Annotated in this window: 18 protein-coding genes; 3 read left to right on the top strand and 15 right to left on the bottom strand. The window is 68.9% G+C overall.

Going from position 1 to position 22,550, the window contains the following annotated elements:
- Positions 1-7 precede the first annotated feature (7 nt).
- Genes UO65_RS00305 through UO65_RS00290 form a run of 4 tightly spaced genes read right to left on the bottom strand, consistent with a single transcriptional unit; the run spans position 8 to position 4,877 of the window.
- Positions 8-1,351 (bottom strand): AAA domain-containing protein, encoded by a 1,344-nt coding sequence (locus tag UO65_RS00305; protein ID WP_035277603.1) that lies wholly within the window; start codon positions 1,349-1,351, stop codon positions 8-10.
- The gene (locus tag UO65_RS00300; protein ID WP_035277602.1) at positions 1,341-2,852 is read right to left on the bottom strand and encodes a hypothetical protein; all 1,512 of its coding nucleotides are present in this window, start codon (positions 2,850-2,852) and stop codon (positions 1,341-1,343) included. The genes UO65_RS00305 and UO65_RS00300 overlap by 11 nt, the downstream gene beginning before the upstream one ends.
- Complete coding sequence (locus UO65_RS00295) at positions 2,849-3,991, bottom strand: hypothetical protein (protein WP_035277600.1); 1,143 nt, start codon at positions 3,989-3,991, stop codon at positions 2,849-2,851. The genes UO65_RS00300 and UO65_RS00295 overlap by 4 nt, the downstream gene beginning before the upstream one ends.
- Before the next feature lie 46 nt (positions 3,992-4,037).
- Complete coding sequence (locus UO65_RS00290) at positions 4,038-4,877, bottom strand: hypothetical protein (RefSeq protein ID WP_035277598.1); 840 nt, start codon at positions 4,875-4,877, stop codon at positions 4,038-4,040.
- Positions 4,878-5,008: 131 nt separating this feature from the next.
- On the opposite strand from UO65_RS00290, the gene UO65_RS00285 reads away from it, so the two are divergent.
- Both UO65_RS00285 and UO65_RS00280 read left to right on the top strand, forming a co-directional pair.
- Positions 5,009-6,331, top strand: coding sequence for a metallophosphoesterase family protein (locus UO65_RS00285; protein WP_035277596.1), 1,323 nt, complete (start codon positions 5,009-5,011; stop codon positions 6,329-6,331).
- On the top strand, positions 6,328-9,504 hold the full coding sequence (locus tag UO65_RS00280; RefSeq protein ID WP_035277595.1) for an AAA family ATPase: 3,177 nt from the start codon (positions 6,328-6,330) through the stop codon (positions 9,502-9,504). The genes UO65_RS00285 and UO65_RS00280 overlap by 4 nt, the downstream gene beginning before the upstream one ends.
- A gap of 19 nt (positions 9,505-9,523) precedes the next feature.
- Here the strand turns inward: UO65_RS00280 and UO65_RS00275 are convergent, their stop codons facing one another.
- The 10 genes from UO65_RS00275 to UO65_RS00230 form a co-directional block, all read right to left on the bottom strand.
- Entirely contained in the window at positions 9,524-10,204 is a 681-nt protein-coding gene (locus UO65_RS00275) for a hypothetical protein (protein ID WP_200873260.1), read from the bottom strand.
- Between the two features lie 57 nt (positions 10,205-10,261).
- Positions 10,262-11,086: an integrase core domain-containing protein gene (locus UO65_RS37130; protein ID WP_233427380.1), complete on the bottom strand. Its 825-nt coding sequence runs from the start codon at positions 11,084-11,086 to the stop codon at positions 10,262-10,264.
- 479 nt (positions 11,087-11,565) lie between these two features.
- Positions 11,566-12,918 (bottom strand): MFS transporter, encoded by a 1,353-nt coding sequence (locus tag UO65_RS00265; protein ID WP_035277592.1) that lies wholly within the window; start codon positions 12,916-12,918, stop codon positions 11,566-11,568.
- 198 nt (positions 12,919-13,116) lie between these two features.
- Positions 13,117-14,013 (bottom strand): 2OG-Fe(II) oxygenase family protein, encoded by an 897-nt coding sequence (locus UO65_RS00260; protein ID WP_181400061.1) that lies wholly within the window; start codon positions 14,011-14,013, stop codon positions 13,117-13,119.
- 13 nt (positions 14,014-14,026) lie between these two features.
- The gene (locus tag UO65_RS00255) at positions 14,027-14,914 is read right to left on the bottom strand and encodes a 2OG-Fe(II) oxygenase family protein (protein WP_161784395.1); all 888 of its coding nucleotides are present in this window, start codon (positions 14,912-14,914) and stop codon (positions 14,027-14,029) included.
- Positions 14,915-14,927: 13 nt separating this feature from the next.
- Positions 14,928-15,863 carry a 2OG-Fe(II) oxygenase family protein gene (locus UO65_RS37125; RefSeq protein WP_035277589.1) on the bottom strand — a complete coding sequence of 312 codons (936 nt, stop codon included), beginning with the start codon at positions 15,861-15,863 and terminating at the stop codon, positions 14,928-14,930.
- Positions 15,860-17,314 carry a cytochrome P450 gene (locus UO65_RS00245; protein ID WP_084175177.1) on the bottom strand — a complete coding sequence of 485 codons (1,455 nt, stop codon included), beginning with the start codon at positions 17,312-17,314 and terminating at the stop codon, positions 15,860-15,862. Before UO65_RS00245 ends, UO65_RS37125 begins: the two co-directional genes overlap by 4 nt.
- On the bottom strand, positions 17,311-18,222 hold the full coding sequence (locus tag UO65_RS00240) for a 2OG-Fe(II) oxygenase family protein (protein WP_052020297.1): 912 nt from the start codon (positions 18,220-18,222) through the stop codon (positions 17,311-17,313). Before UO65_RS00240 ends, UO65_RS00245 begins: the two co-directional genes overlap by 4 nt.
- On the bottom strand, positions 18,215-19,111 hold the full coding sequence (locus UO65_RS00235) for a 2OG-Fe(II) oxygenase family protein (RefSeq protein ID WP_181400063.1): 897 nt from the start codon (positions 19,109-19,111) through the stop codon (positions 18,215-18,217). The genes UO65_RS00240 and UO65_RS00235 overlap by 8 nt, the downstream gene beginning before the upstream one ends.
- Before the next feature lie 64 nt (positions 19,112-19,175).
- Positions 19,176-19,916 carry a tRNA-dependent cyclodipeptide synthase gene (locus tag UO65_RS00230; RefSeq protein WP_161784394.1) on the bottom strand — a complete coding sequence of 247 codons (741 nt, stop codon included), beginning with the start codon at positions 19,914-19,916 and terminating at the stop codon, positions 19,176-19,178.
- A gap of 304 nt (positions 19,917-20,220) precedes the next feature.
- Here UO65_RS00230 and UO65_RS00225 point away from each other — a divergent pair, with 304 nt between their 5' ends.
- Positions 20,221-21,108, top strand: a complete 888-nt coding sequence (locus UO65_RS00225) for an AfsR/SARP family transcriptional regulator (protein ID WP_035277585.1) — start codon at positions 20,221-20,223, stop codon at positions 21,106-21,108.
- Between the two features lie 1,123 nt (positions 21,109-22,231).
- Here UO65_RS00225 and UO65_RS00215 read toward each other — a convergent pair.
- The coding region (locus UO65_RS00215; protein ID WP_233427378.1) for a hypothetical protein at positions 22,232-22,550 on the bottom strand (319 nt) is incomplete at its 5' end.

The raw sequence follows: 22,550 nt of genomic DNA, 5'->3' as shown, positions 1-22,550 counted from the left end.
TCCGGGTTCACGCCGCGACCCGGTGATCGACGAGCTTGGCCATGACGACCTGGTTGGCCTCCCAGCCGTCGGGGAACTTCGCGGGCACCGACAGGTGCACCGGGTCGGTCGAGGGGTGGCTGTCCAGGATGTCGACGATCCCCTCGCGGGCGACGACGATGCACGCCTGCCGGTGGCGGGAGGTGAGGACGCACAACCGCCCGGCCTCAAGGTGGAACGCGGTGGCGTCGCGGCGACCGGAGAGGGGGTGCACCACGATCACGACCTCGAACTCGCGGCCCTGCAGGCGGTTGGCGGTGTCGACCGCCACCTGCCGGGCCGTCGGGTTGGGCGCTTGGGCGAGCACGGACCGGACCAGGCCGGCCTGGTCGCGGTGGGCGACTCCGATGGCGATGTCGGAGGCGCTCAGGTCCCGCTCGCCGGGGTGGCGTTCGCACACGCCGACCGCGCCGCGTTCGAGCAGCCTGCACGCCAGGCCCGCTGCGGTGCGCAGGGTCTCGGTGTCGGTGCGCGGGACGTGTCGGCGGGGCAGTTCGTGCAGTGCCCACCCGGTGGTGAACGCCATCGCGAGGGTCTCGTCCAGGTCTGTCCCACCGAACCCGGCGCTGCGGAAGCGCAGTGATCGGACACCGTGCGTCGTCCCCGCCGAGAACCCGGTGAACGGGTAGAAGGCCTGGGAGATCGTCGGCGCGGCACAGGCGGGCAACCGCCACGACACCGGGAGGCGGTGCACGGGGGTGCCCTCGTTGTGCTCCAGCAGCACGGTGACGCCGTTCTGGGTCGGGTCGTGCGGCAACCCGATCCAGCGTTCGGTTCCCACGACAGTGAACGGGTCCAACTGTCCCGGGTCGCCGACGAAGAGGCCGCGGTCGAACCGCGGCACGACTTGCAGCAGCATGTCCGACCGCATCTGGTAGGCCTCGTCCAGGATCGCCCAGCCGAACGTGCCGTCGCGGACCGTCGCGACCTTGGCGGAGGTCCCCACGACCAGTCCGCACCCTGCCAGGTCGGCCAGGGTCCCGCCCACGGTGGCGTTGGCGAGGTCGGTGATCGCAGCGGGTGCCGTGTAGTTGCCGCCGCTGAGCCTGCCGACCGGGAGGTCGGGGTGTTCGGTGGCCAGGCGGATGACGAGGTCGTCGACCTGGTTGTTGGTCTGGGCGATGATGATCGGCCGCTCGCCGCCGTCGACGAGGTCGCCCGCCGCCCGGACCACGAGGGTGCTCTTGCCCGCACCGGGCGGGGAGTCGACGACCACCGCGCGGTGGTCGGTGGAGGCCAGGTCCGCCAGGATCGCCGCCGTCACCGCCTCGGCGGCGCGAGCGGGGTCGGGGGTGTTGTCGTCAGGAGTCATCGCCCCAGGCCTCCGCGGCTGTCTCGTCGGGTGCCGGGGCATCGGACCCCGGGGTGTCGGTGGTGTGAGTCCAGGGGGCATCGTCGCGCTCAGGGAACACCGGCCAGGGACGCCAGCCCGGGTCCGGCAGGTACGCGATGCTCTGACCGGCGGTGGGGATGTTGCCCGTGTTGGGGGACTTGACTCCGCCCATGCCCGCGGTCACCTCGACCTCGACCAGGCTGGCGGCGCCGTCCGGTGTCGTCGAGATGACCACGGCCTTGTGGCTCGCGCCCATCGTAGGGCTGATCAGCGTCGTCCCGTCGGCCAGCCGGGTGGGGTCGAGGGTGCGGATGGTGGCCCTGGGGCGCAGGGTCCGTCGGTTGGCGGCACTCACGACCACCCGGCCGGGTTCTGCTTCCACGACCTCGCCCGCGAAGGCCTCGCCCGCGCTGCGTCTGTCAGCAAGCACGAACGGGTCGTCGAAGGCCATGTCGGCCTCGAAATCCGCCTGCGCCCGCTCGAGCCTGCTCAGCCGTCTCGCTGCGCCGATGGCGTCATCCCGCCTGCGCTGCGGGCGCGGGTCCTCGGACTCCTGGTAGTCGGAGTAGCCGGTGAACGCCTTGCGGTCCTGGGCCAAGCGCGTACTCGTCCGCGGCGCCTCGGCCACACCGCGCAGCAGCGCGATCGCGTCCCACATCATGCGCCACGTGGGCTTGATCTGTGCGCCGATGAGGTCGTGCAGGTCGGCCTGGGCCGTCGCGATCGCGGCCGGATCGCCCGCCGCGCGGGCCGCGTCGAAGCGTTTGATCGCTGTGGAGAGGTAGGTGTTGTCGAACTCCGGTGAGGTCGTCGGTCCCGCCGGGGGCCACACCGTGGGGTTCTCGGCGTCCTCCAGCGCCTGTGCGACCGTCAGACCCGACGGCGGCTCGATCCAGGCCATGATGGAGGCCAGGTTGCGGTCCTCCAGCGCGCTCTGGCCGGTTGCCCAGTGCTCGGCGAGCAGGTCGGTGACCGCCAACAGCATGGAGGTGCCCGCCTGCTCGGCTTGCTCGGCCAGGAACGTCAACCACTTCCCCAGCTCGGGCACGATCCCGGGCACGGCGTGGTCCCCGGTGGTCTGTCGGTAGCGGCACACGCGCCCGAGGTCCGCCAGGGCCTTGACGCCGCCGGGGTTGGGGACGAGGAGTTGCGGTGTCCGGGTGTAGCCGGACACCTTGGGCGTGAGTTGCCTGCGATCCTGGCGGCAGGAATCGATGTGGTCCATCACCAGCCTGCCCAGCGCCGCCGCGAACGCGAACCGCTGGTCGCGGTTGCGTGGTTGTCCGACCACCAACAAGGTCGGCGCGCGCCTGTTGTTGCCGACCATCGCCGCCAGCGGGGTACCCGCCTCACCTGCCATCGTCAGCGGGATCACCACCAGTGGCCGGTCGGACAAGTGACGGTGCCGGAACCGGGTGAGCGGCTCCGCGGCCATGTTCCGCGCGGCGTGCAGGCGGGCCAGCGCGGACACCGTGGTCACGACGCGCTCCCCGAGGTCCCGGTCAGCTCGGAGCGCAGCCGGTCGGCGTGCCTGAGTGCGACGGCGATCTCGGCCTGGTCCGCCCCCGGCGCCAGCTCGCCTTGGGCCAGGCCCAAGGCCATGGTGATGGTGTCCAGGCCACCAAGCTGCTCGCGCACCGCGGAACCGAGGACGTCCAGCGAGCCCTCGGCGCGGGCGCGGGACCGGCAGTAGAAGGACATCTCGCAGTGGTTGAGACAGTCGGGCCGGTAGGTGGCGGGCACCTGGTCCAAGGCGGCGGTCAGCGCGTCGGCAGGGCGTCGTGGCCTGCCCGCGTCGTCCGGGTCGAGGTCGAAGGTGACCACGTCCGGCAACAGGCCCACCAGTTCACCGATGCGCTCGATGCGGGCAAGCTGGCGGGTCAGGGTGGCGACCTGCTTGCGGGCGTCGACCACGGCCCCGGTCGGCCGGTTGCCGAAGTCCTTGGGGGCCACCAGGACCACCGTCTCGGACACGGCCTCGGGGCCGATGCCCGACTCCGCCAGCACGGCTCGCAGCGCGATGATGTAGGCGCAGGCCTGCGTCGTCGCCGCCCGCACCTTGGCCGTGTCGGCCTGCTCGTCGACGATCGGGAAGCTCTTGATCTCTACGACGTGGAAGCGGTCGTCGACGCGGAAGGCCACGAGGTCCGGCTCGAGGAACACGGCGTGCCCGCCTACGACCAAGCGGAGCACGGGGTGGTCGAAGAGGGTGCCGTCGCCCTGTCCCCGTGCGGCGGCGACCAGCAGTCCTCTGGTGCGCGCGAACCGGGCAGGCTGGCTGGCGTCGCCGCCCACGTCGTTGAGGTCGACGTACCCGACCTCGGGGAGGGTGAGTCCCAAGGTCTCCCTGAGAACACGCAGCAGTTCGGCGCAACCGTTGTCCTTGACCATGTTCTCGAACGCGTTGCCCCGGGTTATCGCAAAGGTCGACTGCCCGAAGGGGGCGGGGAACCCGGCGTGGGTGGCGATGGCCGCCTTGTCCGAGCCGGACGCGTCCAACACGGCCCGGAGCGTGCAGCGGGGGTTGTTCTCCAATGCCGCCAGGGACCTGGCGCTGTAGGTCAGGCGCGGTGCCGAGCCGCGGAGCGCGTCCAGGCGGTCGTCGGTGGTTGGTGTCACGGTGCTTCTGTTCCTTGCGGTGGCGCGTGTGGTGGTCTGTGTCCGGTCAGGCCTGGTGCTCGCTCCCGACGCGCCGCAGCCGGGTTCCGAACAGTTGTTCGTCGTCGCGGAGTTGCTTGCGCGCGCGGGTGGCGGACTCGACCCTTGTGCGGTGGTCGGCGTCGAGGTGGACCTCGAGTTCGGCGTGGGCCGCATCGATGACCCGTTCCGGATCCAGCGGGTCGGACTGCGCGCGTGAGCCGTGGCTGTGCGGGAGCGCGTTCGGGATGTTCGTCGCGAAGCGCCGCAGCAGGCGGGTGGCCAGGTGGCCCGCGTTGTCGGTCGACGGGGTGGCCGCCAAGACCGCTTCCCCGACGCGGATCGCGCTACCGAGGAAATCGACCCTGGGTGACAGCGGACCGATGATCCGTCGCTCCAGGGGCCAGGTGCTGAGGGTGAGCAGTGCCCGCGCCGGGGCCAGCAGGTCGTGGGCGAGGGCCGGGCACAGGTAGTAGGGCCGGGCGCCGGGCGCTGAGCGGTAGGAGCGCTCCTCGTCTCGACGGAGGCTGGAGAGCTTGGTGGGCGGCAGCTCACCGGAGAAGAACGCCTCGTGCACGTTGACGATCAACTTCGGCGCGGCCGGGGCCCGCAAGAGCGTCAGGGCGCGGTGCACATGTTCGCGAGCGGGGAGCAGGGCACCCGTCGCCCCGGTCCGGGGCGGGATCTCGACGGCCGGGGCGACAGGCGCCGGGTCGACATCGATGAGCGTGTCCCAGGCCCGTTCCGCGCGGCGAAGTTGCGCGCGGAGCATGCCCGCGCGTTCCGCGTCACCGACGGCGGACGCGTCACGGATCGCGCGGCGCAGGTCGGCGATGCTCTTCTCGAGCACGTCCAAGGGGTCGCTCATGGTCTCATCGTACCAGAAATCCAGACTCTTCCATAGTCTTCCCTACTATGGTGTACGGTGGGCGCCCTGAACCCGTCGACCCCGGGTGCGCGCCCATCGCGGCACCCCTCTCCTTCCCCGGGAGGCATGCCTTGTCCGCACGTGTTCTCCACACCTCCGACTGGCACCTGGGCCGCCAGATCGGCCGCCACCGACGCGATCGGGAATTCGACGCCGTCCTCGGCGAGATCGTCTCCGTCGCACAGGACTTCGCCCCGGACCTCATCGTGCACAGCGGAGACCTCTTCGACAGCCCCAGGCCCTCGCTCGACGACATGCGTCGGGCCGCCCAGACCCTGCGCGAACTCGGGGACATCGCCCCTGTCGTCGTCGTCGCGGGCAACCACGACACACGACACGTCCTGGCGTTCCTGGACTACATGCTCAGCGACCTGGGCGCACGGACGGGTGATCGGGCGCGGGTGCGCTTCGCCACCGACGCCCGGCCGGGAGGGCTCCTGCTGGCGGAGTACCCCGCCGAAACCGGGGAGCTGACGGTGCGCGTCGGGGCGCTTCCCTACCTGCACCCCAACCGGTTCGCCTACGAGTTCGACGACCCGGCCTCGGCGACGGCGAGCTACGCCGAGCGGATGCGCGAGGTGCAAGCGGAGGTGTACCGGCGCCTGGCCGCATCCCGCGGTCCGCGAGACCTGTTGGTGTACGCCGCCCACCTGTTCGTCGAGGGCGCGACACCGTCCTACTCGGAGCGAACGATCTCGGTGTCCTCCGCCTACGCGGTCGAGGCCGTCGCCCTGCCGGAGGTCGACTACGGCGCGCTCGGCCACATCCACAAGCCGCAGCTCGTCCCCCGCGCGGGGTATCCCGCCCACTACGCGGGCAGCCCGCTGCAGATGGACTTCGGCGAAACGCGCGACGCCAAGAGCATCGCGCTGGTGGAGATCACCCCGGGAAGGCCGCCTCGGGTCGAGCTCGCCCCCTTGGACTCCGGCAGGCCGCTGCGGCGCCTGACCGGAACGCTCGACCAGATCGCGCAGCGTGCGGCGGGCGTCGGCGACGCCTGGGTGAAGGCGGTGGTGGACAGCGAGAGCCCCATGGCCCTGTTGGGCGAAAGGCTGGAGGAACTGCTTCCCCAAGCAACGATCGTCGACGTCGAGGAGCGCTGCCCCGGCGCCGTGACCGCCGTGCTCGACCGCGTCGCGGTGGACACCGACCTTCCCGATGTCCACGACATGCTCCACGACTACCTGTCCAAGCACGGGACGCACGGGATCGCGTTGGATCAGGCCATGTCCACGTTCGCGGGGATGCGGGCCGAACCGGATCCGGCCGACACCACACCGTGCTGCGAGGAGGAGCTGTTGGACGCAGCCATCGCAGGGAAGGGGTTCGACGGGATCGACCGCACCGGGCTGCTCACCGACGGCACGGTCACCGGGACGGAGGCACGACGATGAAACCGCTGAGACTCACGATCAAAGGGCTCCGCAGCTACTCGGCCGAGGTCAGGGTCGACCTGACCGGCAAGGGCCTGGTCGGAGTGATCGGTGACACCGGAGCGGGCAAGAGCAGCCTGCTCGACGCCATCACGTTCGCGCTGTACCGCAAGAGTTCCTGGGACGCGCGGGAGCCCAGGGCGCTCATCGCGGATGGGGCCGACTCGCTGAGCGTGGAGTTGGACTTCCTGCACGACGGGCACCGCTGGCGAGTGCGCCGCACCATGAACGCCAAGACCACCCCGGGACGCCATCACCTGACCGACCTGGACACCGGGGAGGAGGTCGACGGCGCCACCGCCGTCGACAATCGGATCGCGGGCCTGCTGCACATGGGCTACGAGACCTTCCTGCGAGTGGGACTCCTGCCCCAGGGCAGGTTCGACAAACTGCTCACCGCCACCCCGAAGGAGCGCAGCGGACTCCTCCGGGAACTGTTCGCGACCGACTCACTGGCGGATCAGCAGGGCCTGGCCGAGAAGCGCAAGGCCAGGCTCGACCTGCGGCTCACCGAGGCGAGGACCGTCCGCGCGCACATGCCGGACAACCCGACCCATACAGCCGCGACGGCGCGCGCGGCGGCTGACGCCGCCGAGGCCCTGGCAACGAACCTGGCCGGAACGATCGAGGACATGACGTCCGCGCGACAGGAGATCGCGACCAGGCAGAAGCAGGCGACGGTGATCTCCGCAGCACTGGAGGACCTGCGAGGGCGGACGGTTCTCGGAACCGGGGAAACCCTGGCAGGCCTCGATGCGGTCGCCGCCGACATCACCGCCCGACGACGTTCCCTGGCATCGCGCCGTAACGACGTCGACGCCCGCGAGAGCGCGCTGGACACGATGATCACCGACGCCGAGACCGTGGGTGAGGGCCGTGACGCGCTCATCCAAGCCGAGGTGGTCCTGCGCGGTCTGGGCACACGAGCGGATTCACACCGCTCCGAACGGGCCCGACTGGCGACGATGGGCACTGAGCTGGGTGACGAGCAGAAGGGCATCGCGAGAGTGGAGCAGGACCTGGTCACCCGCGCCGAGCGGAGCGCCGCTCTTCGCTCAGCGACCGGGATCGCGGTCGCGGCGAGCAGTGCGCTCGACTCACACCTCACGGGCACCCGCTCACTCGTCACCGCCGTGGGGACCGCGATGACCGACAGCGCCGAAGCAGAACAAGACCACGCCACCGCGTGCCACGAGCTGACGACCGCCCGTGATCTCGTCGCCCGACTCGACACCGCCGAAGTCGACCGAGAACTCGCCGAGGCATGTGGGAAGGTGGACGCGCTCGAGTCGCGCGACCGGGCAGCGGCGCTCGCCTCGACCACCCATCCAGGCGACGACTGCCCGGTGTGCCGGAGACCGGTACCGGCTGGGTTCGAGCCCGCGTCCCACACGAGCGCGGTCGAGTTGCGGACGGCACGCACGCGGGTCAAGGAGGCGACGGCGGCCCGTAACCGCCTGGGCACCGAGGTCGCGGAGGCCACAGCGGCCGCCGGACAGGGACAGAAGCGAGAGGCGGCATGCGCGACGCGACTCGCACAGGCGAGAAGCGATGCCACGACAGCCGTGTCCGCGCTGCGGCAGGACTACGAACTCGTGTGTCGTCTCGCCGAGGAAGCAGGATCGGACTTCGCCGTCGACTCCGCGCTGTCGATGCTGACTGAGTTCGCCGAGCTTCGCACCGACCAGGTCGGGCTTGCCGGAGCGGCGGCCAGGCGGTTTGTGGAATCCAGCACGGCGCTTCTCGGGTCGTGTGCCCGGGAAGCATCGGATCGCGCTGCAGGCTTCGTCCACGACGAACATCGCCACACCGAGGAACTCGCAGCGGACAGCAAGGTCCTCGAAGCCAGGAAGAAGGCGCACGAGCGGCGTTGCCGCGAAGTCGACGCGGGGGCCGCCCGACTCCGGCTCACGATGGCAGACGGCTCCGCGGACCTGGACAGTCTGCCGCCGAGGCTTCGATCGGTGCTGCCGGGGGAACTCGCGGACGTCACCCCTGAAAGCCTGTCAGCCGCGCAGGTCACTCTCGCCGACCTGCTGTCGCAGATCAAGCAGACCATCAAGACCAAGGAAGCACTCGGCGCGACCCGATCCGACCTGTTGGTGGAGCAGGCGGCCCTGGACAGGGAGGCAATCACGAAACACGACAAACCGCTCGACGCCCTGCGCCGCGCGCTCGAGGCGTGGGCTGAGTCCGCAGCGAGGGCCCGCACCCACTGCCGGGCGGATCAACGCCTCACGGCAGTCGAACGCCCCTCGGCGTGGGGAATCGACGAGACCCGGGCGTTCGCGGCGGACCTGTCTTCGTACTCCGGCGCACTCGTCAACGAGCTGACCACGGCGCACGAGGTGAACACAGCAGGCACCCGTGCCGCGGTTGACCGCCTCCGGGAGTTGGCCGCCCCCCTTCGCGATGTCGACGGCTTCGACTCCACTGCCGACCTGACCGCCCAGAACGCGCTGCACCCATTGGTCGCTGCGGCGGCGACGGCGCGGAGGGAGGAGGCGACCCAGCGCAAAGAGGAGGCCCGGGCGCAGGCGCTAGTCAAGCCTGCCGCGGACCTGGACTTCGCCATCGCCGCAGGGACCGCCCGCCGAGACGCCTTGGACGTGCTGCGCCGCAACCTCGTCGACGCCAAGTTCCTCGGGCACCTAACCGCCCTGAACACCGGCGCACTGCTGGGTGTCGCGAGCGACCTGTTGGGCAGGCTCACCGACATGCGGTTCGGTTTCGCCGAGAACTTCGACATCGTCAGCCGCGGGTCCGACGTGACCTACACCCCCAACCGCCTGTCCGGCGGTGAGAAGTTCCTGGCATCGCTCGCCCTCTCCCTGGCGTTGGCGGTACTGCACTCCCGCAGCGGGCCGAGACTGGGAGCCCTTTTCCTCGACGAGGGCTTCGGAACGTTGGACACCACGGCGCTCGAGTCGGCCCTAGACGTCCTGCGCGCACAAGCGGGCAGTGACCGCTTGGTCTTGGTGATCAGCCACCTCCACGTCGTCGCCGAGGCGGTTGACGACGTGTTGTGGGTGAAGCGCAACGCCTCCGGCTCCACAGCAGCCTGGTTGACTGCGGCCGAACGCGACGTCGTAGCCCAGGACGATCTCGCGCGAGGTCTACAGACTCTGGCTTGACGATCTCGAGTTCTTCATTCTAAGCTTGTCTTTTAACCTTTTCGGCGGGGTTTGGTGCCCTTCTTGTGGTGGGCCGGTTGGGTGTGCGCTTGGCCGGTGACCAGGAGTAGTCCGACGTCGAAGCGTTGCGCGACAACATGATTTTCGATCCGGCCGGTCGTCCTGGGCCGGGGTGACCGGGTTTCAGCGCCCCGGCTGGGCGGGCGATCTTCGTGTGGAGGTTGCGAAACCCTCGACGGACGCGCGCGGGGGTGAGCATGGCGGGTTCGGCGGGTCGTTGCCAGGGGTGGCGCAGGTCGGCGACCAGCGGGCGGGCCAGGCGGAGTTGGGCGTGGACGGCCAGGAGCAGCCAGGTCCAGCGGTCGGCGGCCTCGGGATCGCGCAGTCGGGGCTTGGTCCAGCCCAGGGTCTGTTTGAGCATCCGGAAGGTGTGCTCGATGTCGAAGCGCCGCAGGAACATCTGCCAATAGCGGTCGACCTGGGCCTCGTCGGCGTCGGTGCCGGAGCACCACAGCCAGACCGGTTTGTTCACCCCGCCGCTGGGCAGGTGTTCGACGGTCAGACGGACGACGGTGCCCTCGATGATCGGCAGGGAACCGTCGTGATCGATCCAGGCGGCCCGGTGGGTCAGTCGTGGATGCAGGCGGTTCCAGGCATGTGCGGTCGCGGTGCCGTAGAGACGGGTGTCGGTGCGGGTCACCACGTCCTGGGCGCCCCTGTGGGGTGTCAAAAGTCGGTGCGCAGGCCTTGACCTGCGTCAAGCCCCTATTGGTTCGTACTCGTTGATCAGGCCGCCGAGGACCGGTCGGCGATGTACAGCTGTGCGGTTCGGCTGCGGAACTGGGCTGTCTGGTCGTGGTGGCATGAGCTGCAATCCCCGATGAGGGCGGCGATGGTTGTGATGCGAGACGTAGCGGTCCCGCACCGAGTTCAGGTGACGCTCGCCGACGATGAGCAGGCAATCGGTGACTTCACGTCTGACGGTGCCGATGAACCGCTCGGCATAGGCGTTCGCCTGCGGACACGGTGGTGGGATCTTCACAACGTCGATGTCGGCGTCGGCGAGGACGGCATCGAACGCGGTGGTGAACTCTCCGGCCCGGTCGCGGATCGAGAACCGGAACTCGTCGGCCCGGCCTTTAATGTCGGTGCCGAGGTTCATGAGGAGGTTACGGGCCTGTTGAGTCGTCCACGGGCCGTCAGGGTTGGTGGTGGTGCCCAGGACATGGACATGGCGTGTAGCGACCTCCAGGACGAAGAACACGTAGACGCGTTTGAGGGTGACCGCGCGGTCGACGTGGAAGAAGTCGCAGGCCAGCATGCTCGTAGCCTGGTCATGGAGGAATCTCCTCCATGACAGGTCGGTGGTACGCATCGGGGCAGGTGGTATCCGCGGGCGCTTGAGCACGCGCCGGATGGTCGAGGCGGCTACCCGGTAACCGAGCTTGAGCAGTTCGCCCTGGATCCACAGGTAGCCCCAGCCGGCGTTCTCTCGAGCCATCCGCTCGATCAACGCCGCAACCGTGTCGTCGAGCGGTGGGCGCCCTGTCCGGTTCGGGTAGGTCCACTTCCTCGCGACCATCCACCTATGCCATCGCAAGACAGTGCCTGGTGTCACCACTCGGTGCGCGCGCAGCAGGCGGGCAAAGATCAGATACAGCAGCCGAACACCACGCCTCGATCATGCTCCTACGATCCATCGCCTGCGAACCCGCAGTTCAGCAGCCCCGTGCGGGGTTCTGGCACCCCACAGGCTCCAACCCGGTGAACGGCGCCATCCACTCCGAACGCGACGACGAGATCACCTGCACAACCACCTGCCACACAACCCGATCACCGGATTACGAGACAGCTCTCGGGTAGAGGTAGGTCTTCGGGAAAGACCGGAGGTCGCTTCGCCGTCGTGCTTGGGCATGTCGGAGACGTCGGGGACGAAGCCGTCGGACATCAGCTCCGCTTCAAGGGCAGGGTGGCCAAGGAGCGGTGAGCGGGTTCGCCCGCCTACGCGAGGTCGGCGCCCGTCGGCACGAACCGAACAGGTCTCGACAGTGCGCCTTGAAATCACACGGGGGCCGGTGCCCTGCGTGTGCCCGAGCGAAGCCAGAGCACCAGGACTGCCGCTGCCACCAGGCAACCGGCCCCGGTCGTGATCAGCACCACCGCGGCCACGTCCGCAGTGGGAGCGGCGGGAGTGCTGTCGGCCACCGGACCGGACAGGACCACCCCGATCCCGGCCGCGACGGTGATGGCGGTCTTGGTGACCCCGGATCCCTCACCTGCCCGCTCGGGGCGCACCAGGGCCTGGGTGGCGACCAGTGTCAGGGCATTGGCCACCCCCAACGCGGCCCCGGCGGCGGCACTCAACGCCAGGTAGAGCGGCAACGAACCCGCAAGCGGCAGCGCGGCGACAGCGATGGCCGCTGCCACCAGGCACACCGCCATGGTGACCACCGCCCGTGGGGCGCGCACCGCTCCCGCCACGGGTCCGGCGACGGCCATCAGGACAGCGGGCACCAGGAACGCCAGGCCCGCGGCGGCGACGTCCAACGACCACACCCGCTGCAACGACCAGGGCACGACGAACAGGAACACCACCGTCGCCGCGTTGGCGACCATCCCGGCTCCGGTCAACGCGACGAAAGGACCGTTGCGCAGCAACGACAACTCCACCAGCGGCGCAGGCGCCCGCCGCTCCCGCCGCACGAAACCCACCCCGAGGAGCACCGCCGAGGCGGCGGCCATCACCCCGGTCGCGGACACCGGACCTCGATCGACGAACAGCGCCAGGCCTGCCAGCGCGGCCGTCCCCAGCGCGAGCCCGGGGAGGTCGAAGTCCCCGCCCGCCCGGGGAGCCCTGGACTCCGGTGCCCGCAGCGCGGCCAGGACCGCCACCGCGGCGACCGGGACGTTGAGCCAGAACACCGCACGCCACCCCAGCGCCTCCGTCAGCGCCCCACCGACGAAGGGACCGATGGCGGTCGCCACACCGCCCAGTCCGATCGCGGCGCCGATCGCCCGTTCACGCCGCCCGGGTGCGAAGACCGTGGACAGCAGCGCGAGCCCAGCGGGCATGATCAGCGCCCCACCCGCGCCCTGCAGTGCACGCCCCGCGACCAGCACGGGCAGGGCAGGAGCCACCGCGCACACCAGTGATGCCACCCCGAACAGGCCGAGTCCGACGCCGAGGACGAGCCTGCGACCCACACGGTCGGCAAGCCCACCCGCGCCGAGCATCAACGCGCCCACGGTCAGCAAGTAGACGCTGACCACCCACTGCACGTCGTCCGAACTCGTCCCCAGGCCCCGCCCGATCGCCGGGAGAGCCAGGTTCAACGCGAACGAGTCCAACTGTATGCAGAAGATCCCGAGAGCCACCGCAGTCAGTGCCCACCACCGGTGGGGGTGTGCGCTCATCGACTGACCACCTTTCAAGCGGGTGGCGGACCAGGACCGCCACAGTTGTCGGCTGGGCAGCAGGGGGAGGGCACGCGAAAGCGCAGGCAAGAACACCGCGCCGCGTATGAGATGCCGAAGCAGGGAAGAACCCCAGAGAGGCCCACGATAGCACCTGTGGGTGAGGACGCCAACCGGTGCCCTCACCCACAGGGTGGATCAGTACAGGCCGGTGGTGTCCTTGCGGTAGGTGTTGCCGAGGATGCGGTCCAGGAATTCGTCGAAACGGCCTGCCAGAACCAGCCCCCTGCCCGGTTCGTACCGGAACATGCCGGGGCTCACCTCTCCATCCAGGCTGCTGTCGACGAACAGCGCATAGGAGAAGCGGTCCGGCCCGCCGCGGGAGTTCTGTTCGCCCACTCGATGAGCCACCGCCGAGACCGGCGTCGCGGACTGTGCTGTCAGGATCTCCATGGCGCAGCCGAAGTTCACGATGAACGCCCCCGGCGTGGGGTTGATCGGGTGCCACTCGCCGTCGCGCAGCACCTCCAGTCCCGGTTCGGTCGAGCGCAGGACGGTGACCCAGCCCGAGTCCTTGTGCACGTTCAGGCCACGGGCGCGCACCTGTGGACGGAAGTGGTTGAACGTCAGTGTGTAGGTTCCCCGGCCGCTGAGGCACCCGCCGGTCGCTGTGTCCCATTGCGATTCCGGCAGGTCGAGCCGCGCCAGCACGGACCGCAGCACCACCAGGGCGAAGTCCCGCATCCGCGCTGCCTGGTCAGCGACCTCGGGCGGGTAGACGTCCTTCCAGTGCGCACTGGAAAGGAAGAACTGCTCGGTCTGGTCCTCATCTCGGCCGAAGTAACCTTGGTGCTTGCCCAGGCGCTGTTCGTCCCAGCCCCGGAACCCGCGGTAGGGGTCGCCACTGTCCGCGGGGAGGTAGAAGCTGCGGGCGAACCGATCGCCACCGGTGAGGTCGGTGTCCGGTGGTTGGTCGACGAAGAAGAAGCCATCGCGCAGAGCGCGGTCCAGCCCGTCTGGTTCGCGGAAGTCCAGTCGCCCGTCGCGCACCTGGGCCCGCTGCCAATCCCAGCCGTTCCTGTGGTGCATCGCCATTTCCTTCCTGCTCTCAGATCCGGTCGTGGAACTGGTACCCCATTCGCGCCGCCTTGGCGACGGAGAAGTCGCGGAAGGACTGGTAGTCGACCAGCTCCCCGTCGGAGGTGTACTGGCGCAGGACCATGCCGTAGCTGGGGCCCATGTAGATGGTGAAGGAGGAACGGTCCGGCTGGCCGGGTCCCGCAGCCGCAACACGGTGCAGCACCGCTGTTCCGGGGTGGGGTAGGTGTCGGGTCAGCACGTCGAAGGCGTCCCCGAGGTTGACGACGAAGTGCCGTTCGGGGAGTTCGATCGGTGTCCACCTGCCGTTGTCCAGTACTTCGAAGCCGGGTTGGTCGGCGTGGAAGAGGGTGATGTACCCGCTGTCGGTGTGTTCGACGATGCCCACCCGCCGGTCGAGATCACCCCGGTAGTGGTTGACTGTGGTGTAGCACAGGCCACCGTGGTGCCCACCCAGCGCTTCGTCGGCGTCTCCCGCGGGTACCCCGGCGGCGGAGAGCAGGGCGTGCAGGGCGGTCCCGGTGATTTCCTCCATCCGCTCAAGCAGGGAGGTCACCTCTTCGGGGAAGTACCGCTGCCACAGGTGCGCCTCGATCTGCAGCTGCTCCACCTGATCGGGCCGATCCTCATAGCCCAGCTTCGAGGCCGGGTGCCCGTGCTCCCGGTGACCGCGGTAGCGATCACCGGGCACCGGCGGGAGGTAGAACCGCCTGCACAGGTCCAGGCCGGGTGCGGGGTCGAGGTCGTCGGGCATGCGCAGCAGGAAGGCCCCGGCCCGCAGTGCCTCCGCAGCACCGTCAGGGCGGTCGAACTCCACCCCACCACCCCGGGTCCCGGCGACGGGCAACCGCACGTGCTCGGTGCTTTCGCTGCTGTGTCCTGAGTAAGTGCTGGTCACGTCGACTCCTCGATCACAGGTGGGTGGTGTCGTCATAAGTGCGGTTGACCTCCTGCTCGGCGAACTCCGCCACGCTCTGCACCGGGTGAGCGGTGTTGTCCTCCCAACGGTGGATGGTTCCGCCGAGCGCGGAGTCGAGGAAGATCGCATAAGAGGTGCGGTCTGGGGTCCCGGGTGCCCGCCGGGTGTGTGCGACACCGTGTACGTTGGCCCGTACCGGGGCGGGTAGGCGCTCGGTCAGCACCTCCAACGAGCTGCCGAAGTTCACGATGAAGTGTCCCGGGACCGGATCCACGGAACGCAGCTCACCATCGATGAGTGCCAGCAGCCCCGGTTCGGTCGAGCGCAGCACGGTGACCCAGCCGGAGTCGCGGTGGAACTTCGAGCCTCGGGTGTCCTTCGTGGAGCGGAAGTGGTTGAACGCCAGCATCTGGTGACCTCGCTTCTCCGACAAGGCCGAGGTCACGGTGGCCCACGCGTCGCGGGGGATCCCCACGCCCCGCAGGACCGAGCACAGGACCAGCAGCCCCAGATCGGTCATGGCGTGACCGAGGGGGGCCACACCGGGCGGCAGCAGGTGCCAGTTGGCCGACTCGACGTAGAGGTTCTCCCACTGATCGTGCTCGCGGTCGAAGTAGCCCTGGTAGTCGCCGGGGATTTCGACGTCCCGCCACCCTCGGAACGGGTCGAGGTGATCTCCGGTGCGGTCGCGGTGGAACTCGGCGGCCAGGGTGTCCCCCGGGTCGGTGTTGACACCCTCCGGGATGCCCACGAGGAAGAAACCCTGCGCACAGGCACGCTGCAGACCATCCTCGCGGTCGAACACCAACTCACCCGCCCTCACCTGTGCCCGTTCGAGGTTCGCGGGTGGATAGCGCAGACCGGCCTCGTACTCGTCCGGCATGGGGGGCAGTGGCACCCGGTCGCGGTAGGTCATCGACTGGTTCATGCGCGTCCTCCTCTGGGGTTGACGGGTCGCGGGGTGAGCGTGATCAACCCGGCTTCGGCGGGCCGGGGCATCGCCGACGCCGGGCGCAGGCCGGGGTCGGCGTCTCTCACCTCGACGTCGTAGTTCGCGTGCAGGGTGCGCAGCAGCACGGACTGCACGCGCACGGAGAACAGGCGCCCGGGGCATTTGCGCGGGTTGCGGGTGGTGTTGACCATGCTGAAGGAGTTGATCTCGTACCGGGACCGCGACAGCAGCGAGGAGACGGTCTCCCGATCCGATCGCACCAGTGCGGCGGGGTTGGCCAGGTCGAACCGGTCGGGAACGGGGAAAACCGCCGGATCCCGGTTGGCGCGGCTGCGGTCGAGCCACAGCATCGTCCCGGCGGGTACTTCGCCGGCCCGTCCGCGGTGCCGGATCTCCACGGGCTCGGTGGTGCACCGCCACAACGCGGTCGGGTTCGACCCGCCCCAGCGCACCGCCTCCACCACGGCGAGGTCGACCACCGGCACGGGCCCGGGATCCACACCGCCGCAGGCGGACTCGGCGACCGCCCGGTGCGCGGCCGGACACGCTCCCAGACATGTCAGGGCCCAGGTCAGGCTCAGCGCCGAGGTGTCGTAGACGGCCACGAGCGAAGTGCCCAACTCCTTGAGCAACACGGGGTCCAGTGCTTGGGCGGCGGTCCGGTCGAAGGGCAGGCCCCAGAGTGCGAAGTGCCCCCGCACGAGGTTCGTGGCGGGAGCGGCGGCGATGGCGTCCGCGTTGGCCACCAGCAGATCGCGGATGAAGTCGGCGACGGAGTCGAACTCGCGCATCGCATCCGGGTCGACCGTGCCGATCACCCGCGAGGCGATCTCGAAGAACTCCAGTGCGGCTCGCCGGTGCAGCGGGTCGGTGAGGTACGCCGTCAGTGGGCGCTGGGTCAGGTCGAGCACACCGGGGAGGTGGCTGTCGACGTGCGCGACAAGTCCGGTGGCGAAACGATCGATCGGCATCTGCCTCCCGGCCATCGGCCGCAGGTACTCCTCGGCGTGCCGGGCGATGTGCGGCTCCAGCGACTCGACGAAGCGCGTGCTGCCCAACGTGGCCTCGATCATCCGCCGCTTGGCGGGTCTGCGCGGGTCGTCGTGGTTCAGCGACCCCATGAAGTCTCCGAACATGTCCCGATTGAGGTCGGTGGAGGGAGCCAGGGCGGAATCGGGCACCAGTGGGGCGTTGGTCATCTGGTAGACGGCGGGGGTGTCGCCCATCCAGAACGTGCACACCCCACCGGCGGCGGCGGCCAGCTCCGCCACCCCCGTGTCGGCGAAGTATTCGGTCGGCTGCCTGCCTCGCACCACCGTGGCCTCGTGGAACGACGCCCGGTGGCCGGTCACCGGACACGGCCCGTCGTGGTGGGCCAGCACGCCAGGCAGGACCGCGCCCCGCGCGATCGCCTCGGGTGCGCTCACGCGGTACCACCACCCCGGGTCGTGGCGATGCCGAAGTCGTCGTGCCGGTCATTCCAGGTGTCACGGTTGAAATCCCGCAGGAAGTCCGCCACCGTGCTGACCACCCGGTGCCCACCGCCGTCGTCGACTTTGTGCAGCAACGCCGCCGGTGAGGGGTTGACGAACGCGGCAAACGAGAACCGCTCGTCGTCGGAAGAGGCAGGCGCGCACCGCCGCACCCGGTGCAGCACAGCATGCACGGACCGCGCCAGGTCCTCCGTCAACAGCTCGAAAGAGCCTCCGAAGTTCACGATGAAGTGCCCGGACACTGGCGGCACCGGTGACCACCGACCTCCGGAGAACGCCTCCAAGCCGTCCTGCTCGTTGTACAGCAGTGTGACGAACCCGGTGTCCTTGTGCGGGGCACACCCCAACTGGTCGCGGTCGCTGCGGTAGTGGTTGGCCGCGAACCAGTGTGTGCCGAAGCCGTCGACAGCTCCACTGGTGACCTGCGACCACAACCGCGCTGTCACGCCGACCGCGTCGAGGGCGGTGCGCAGCACCAACAGTGCCAACTCGTTCATCCGGTCGGCCATGGCGACGACCTCGGGCGGGAAGTGCCGCGCGCGGGCCTCGGCGTCGGCCAGCAGGTGCTCGGTCTGGAAGTGCTCGCGGTCGAAGTACACGCCCTCGAGTTCGCGCATCCCGCGGTAGGGCCTCGTCGCGGCGTCGGCACCCGTGCGGGGCCGGTGGAACTCCCTGCACAGCCGAACCCCGGGCCGCAGGTCGAGGCCTTCGGGCACGGCGAGCGCGAAGAGCCCGGCGTCGAGCGCACGGCCGAGTCCATCGGATTCGGCGAACACGATCCCGCCGCCGCGAACCGCCGCCCGTTCGAGGACCACCGGTTCGGGCGCCCGTTGCTCAACCATCGGATTCCTCCTCGGGAACGTCAGTCCCGGCGTAGATTTCGTAGTCATTCAGGTCGATGAGCTCCCGGGATCCGCAGATGCGGGTCAGGCCCTCGGTCGGACTCCACTGGTACACTCCGTCGTCACTGCCGGGCAGGCAATTGCTCGATGAGAAATGACCGTAACTACACCTGTCCTCACCTTGTTGCGTGACGCGGTGCATGATGGCCGCCACTGGGCTGCCCGACCGGGCGGTGAGCAATTCCATCGACAACCCGAAGTTGATGACGAAGTGGTCCGGATCGACCGGTACCCGTTCCCAACGGTTGTTCCGATTGACCTCCAAGCCGGGCGTCGTGGTGCGCAGGATCGTCAGGAAACCGTCGTCTTTGTGCGAGCTCAGTCCGACCGAGGACATCGTGGGCCGGTAGTGGTTGAAGGTCAGGTGGTAGGAACCGGTGCCATCCGAGCAGCCGCCGGTGGCCGTGTGCCGCTCCTCGGTCGGGACACCGACGTGGTCGAGGACGGAGGCGAGGATCAGCCTGGACAGCATGGTCAGCCGTTCGCCGAGGCGGGCGATCTCCTGAGGGTAGTCGGTGGGCCAGAACCGGCGTTCCAGCAAGAACTGCTCAATCTGATTGACCCGTTGGTGGAAGCCCAGCAGAGGGTCGCCGAAACGGCCGGCGGTGATGTCGCGGAATCTTCCGTAGGGCGGGTGCTCCGGCCCCCTGTGGAAACCGGAGGCGAATGCGTCACCGTCCGGGATCGGAATGCCGTCAGGAATCCGCACCAGGAAGACGCCGTCGGACAGGGCTGCGGCGCGGTCACCGACGGAGACAAAGTGCAGTCCGTCAGCGTCCAGTTCGGCGCGGCGGAGGTCTGCGGTGGCGGTGACCGGGTCAGTGTCCACGCGCTTGGCGTAGACGTCGCGGTAGATTCGGCCCCGAGCTACAGGAGTCGCTTCAGTACTCATCTCACCGTCCTTTGAGTTGCAGGGAAACCACGGTCAAATCGCGCAGCTCCCGTGGTGCGTCGGGGTGCGCGCCCTCGGCCACCTCGGCCAGACTGCTGAATGAGCCCGGGTAGACCATCACCGACAGACCTCTGGCCCGTAGGCAGCAGAAGACGGCGAACTCCTCCAGGAAGTATTCCGACGAGATCGCCACACGCTTCGCCAGTTCCTGCCCATCCAGGTCAGTTGCACCGCGGGAGTGGTATCTGCGCCCGAAGGACTCCACCGAGGCTCGGAAAACCGGGTCCTCGGCGAACTGGGAGCGCAATCGCCGGTGGAAGCCGTCGTGATCAGCCCACCACCGCACCTCCGCACAGGTGACGACGGTGAAGTCGGTGCGGTCGCTGAACAGATCGAACACCGGCTGGCGGTCGGCGATGAATTCCCGACCGAGCTCCAGCGCCCTGGCCAGGGCGGGTTCCGGCGACAGCGCCGCCGTCGCGCTGAGGGTCAACCGGTGGATGCTGTCACCCACCAGCACCGTGCAGCGGCGAAACCGCCGCGAGATCCACTCGACGATACCCTCCAGCTTCGGCACGTCGAAGCTGTCGTTCTCGAGACTGACACCGAGGAAGCACTCGTCGGCGTCCTCGAATGCGGTCCGGTTGGCCTTCGGTGATACCGACTCGACCTTCGCTTTGTACCGGGTGGCGCGGACCTCGCTGAGCGCGGGGTCCACGACCATACCGGTTCTCGTGCTCACGGACATCGTTTCCCACCGTTCTGGATATGCGGTCTCAGGTGTGCGCGGCCACCGCTTCAGGGTGGCCCGCCGAGGAGCTGCCGGGACGCCGCGGCGCTTCGGCACCACCTTGACAGGTCGGTCTGTATGCGCTCTGGAATATCTCTGGCAGGTCCGGAATAATCTGTTTTCGGAGAAATTTTCCTAGTTCTCAATATTCGGACGTTTCCATCCGACAGTTCACGGGTACTGACGACGGAACACCGGAAAGGACCATTGACTCCCTGATGGCTGGTGCATACGGTGGCCACGAAAGGATCATCCGATGTCTGTAGTGATGTACCAGTCGCAGAACAACCACACAGGGAGAAGCCCGATGATGCCGTACGCGTCGACGACCGAATCGGTCGGCGGAGCCGTCGACGACAGCCAGGTCTTCCTGAAAGTGCTCGGACCGGTGCGCTTGTACCGCGGCCCTGTTGCGCTCGACCCAGGACCGGTCAAGCAGCGCCGCGTGCTGGCCGCCTTGGCGCTCCGGGCGAACTCCACCGTCCTGCGCGATGAACTGGTGGAGATGGTGTGGCCCCAGAGCCCGCCGCGATCAGCGGTGAACCTCGTGCACACCTACGTGGCCCGGTTGCGGCGAATACTCGAACCGGGGCATCGCCGTCGCGGCGACTCCCGCTACATACAGTCCACCGGAGGCGGCTACCAGTACGACGCCGATTCGGAGCACCTCGACCTGCTGCGGTTCGAGCACCTGCGCACTCAGGGCTTGGTCGCCGAGCACCGAGGTGACCTGCATGTCGCACTGGAGAAACTGCGAACTGCCCTCTCCCTGTGGGAAGGCGGCGTAGCGGCGGACATCGGAGTGGGAGAGGACCTCCACTGGCCCACTCTCCCCATACGGCTGCGCTTCGGTTCCACCGCCGTCGAACTGACCAGGGTGGCGGCGCTGCAGGGCGAACTGCCTGCCACCGTCCCCTTCCTGGCGACCGCCACCCATCACGAACCCCTGGACGAGACACTGCACATCTGCTTCATGCTCGCCCTGGCCGACAGCGGGAGACAGGCCACCGCCGTCGGCGTCTATCACGAACTGCGTGACAGGCTCGGCAGCGAGTTGGGCGTGGAACCGGGCCCGAACGTGCGCGAAGCCTTCGAACACATCCTGCGCGACGAACTCCCCGCCACAACCCTGCTCGCCAGTTGACAACGCCGCTTCGCCGAACAGTGCGACCCGCGGCAATCGTCAGTGGGGTGCGATGGCGCCGACGACAACCCGACGCGCGGAAAGGCCCGGACCATGGCCGGGAGGCCACCGGCGGCGATGATCGCCTGGGTCACCGTGAGCGAATCCCGCCCGGTCAGCTGGACCGGGATCAGCTGCTCGACCTCAGTGCGCACGGTGGTCCTGAGCTGCGCGTTCGCCTTGCGGATCACAGCTTTCTCGCCCACGAAGTCCTCGGAGAGGCTCGACCCGTGAGGGCTGATCGGCCAGAGGATGCACGGGGCGTTGAGCAGGTCGCGGCGGACGTTCTTCGTGAACGGCACCAGCACCGGCGCGTCGCAGGTGGTGAACCGGCCGCCGGGGTCGTGCCAGATCTCGATCTGGTGTTGAACAGGCTTGCACCCGCCGCAACTCTGAATCGATGACACCCGCTTGCCGTCGTGCACGACGGTGACCGAGCGGGAGTTCTGTCGGAGGCGCTGTCGGTTCTCGAAATCGCGGCCAAGCCCCGGTGACCGCGAAAGGGGGCCGTCGCCCGGGGGCTCCGGGCGACGGTCCCGGGAACGGCCTGCCAGCCCAGGGGGCGGTACTTGAGCGACAGGCGCGGCTGCGCTTCGTTGCCGTAGCGGCTGACCACGGCCAGGTACTCCTGGTCCGCTGACCAGGCGAGGCCGCGTGGCAGCAGTGCCTCGCCGCCGTCGAGGGTGATCGTGCGGGTCGGGGTGGCGCCGCCTGTCGGGTAGATCAGGAGGTCGGTGGCGGAGGTGCCGGTGACCACGTGCGCGTTGCCGGGTGACAGGGCCACGAACAGCCGGGGAGTCGTCGGCGCTCAACTCCAGCCCGTCGGTCCCCGCCTGGTTCGGAATCGTCCTCCGCGCCAACCCGTTGAAGTCGACCACCACGACACTGTTCGACGACGGCCCCCCGGACACGAACACCTGCCGGTGCGCGGCATCGACCACCACATCCCCGAACCCGGACAACGGCAACCCCGACGTGCCCGACGCCCGCGGGCACCACCACCGACGCCGCCGCCGTCAGCAGGGCCCCAGCCCGGCCAGCACCCCTCGTCTCGTACTCACCCCTTCGGTCCCCGACAGGCGCATCAGCTCGGCGCCGCCCCCACGCATTCGACGATCAGGTCGTAGAGCTCGAAATTGGCTTCGTAGACCCGCTGCCGGACCGGCTCCGAGTAGGACTCGGCCACGGCCTGGCTCACGGACACGATGTCCACCAGCACGTTCACAGCCAGCTTGGGAATGGCCTCGGCGTCGCGCCACTCCGGTGCGCAGTCGCGCAGTACCGAGACCAACCTGTCGTACAGGTCCTCCTTGAAGCCCTCGTTCGACCGCAGGGCGACGATGTAATCACCCCACGCGTCCATCAGCCGATCCGCCATACCGGTCATCCCACTCAGACCTTTC

The organism is Actinokineospora spheciospongiae, assembly GCF_000564855.1.
GTDB classification, from domain to species: domain Bacteria; phylum Actinomycetota; class Actinomycetes; order Mycobacteriales; family Pseudonocardiaceae; genus Actinokineospora; species Actinokineospora spheciospongiae.
Note: the sequence above shows the minus strand (reverse complement) of the source record. Positions and strands in the feature narration are given on the sequence as shown.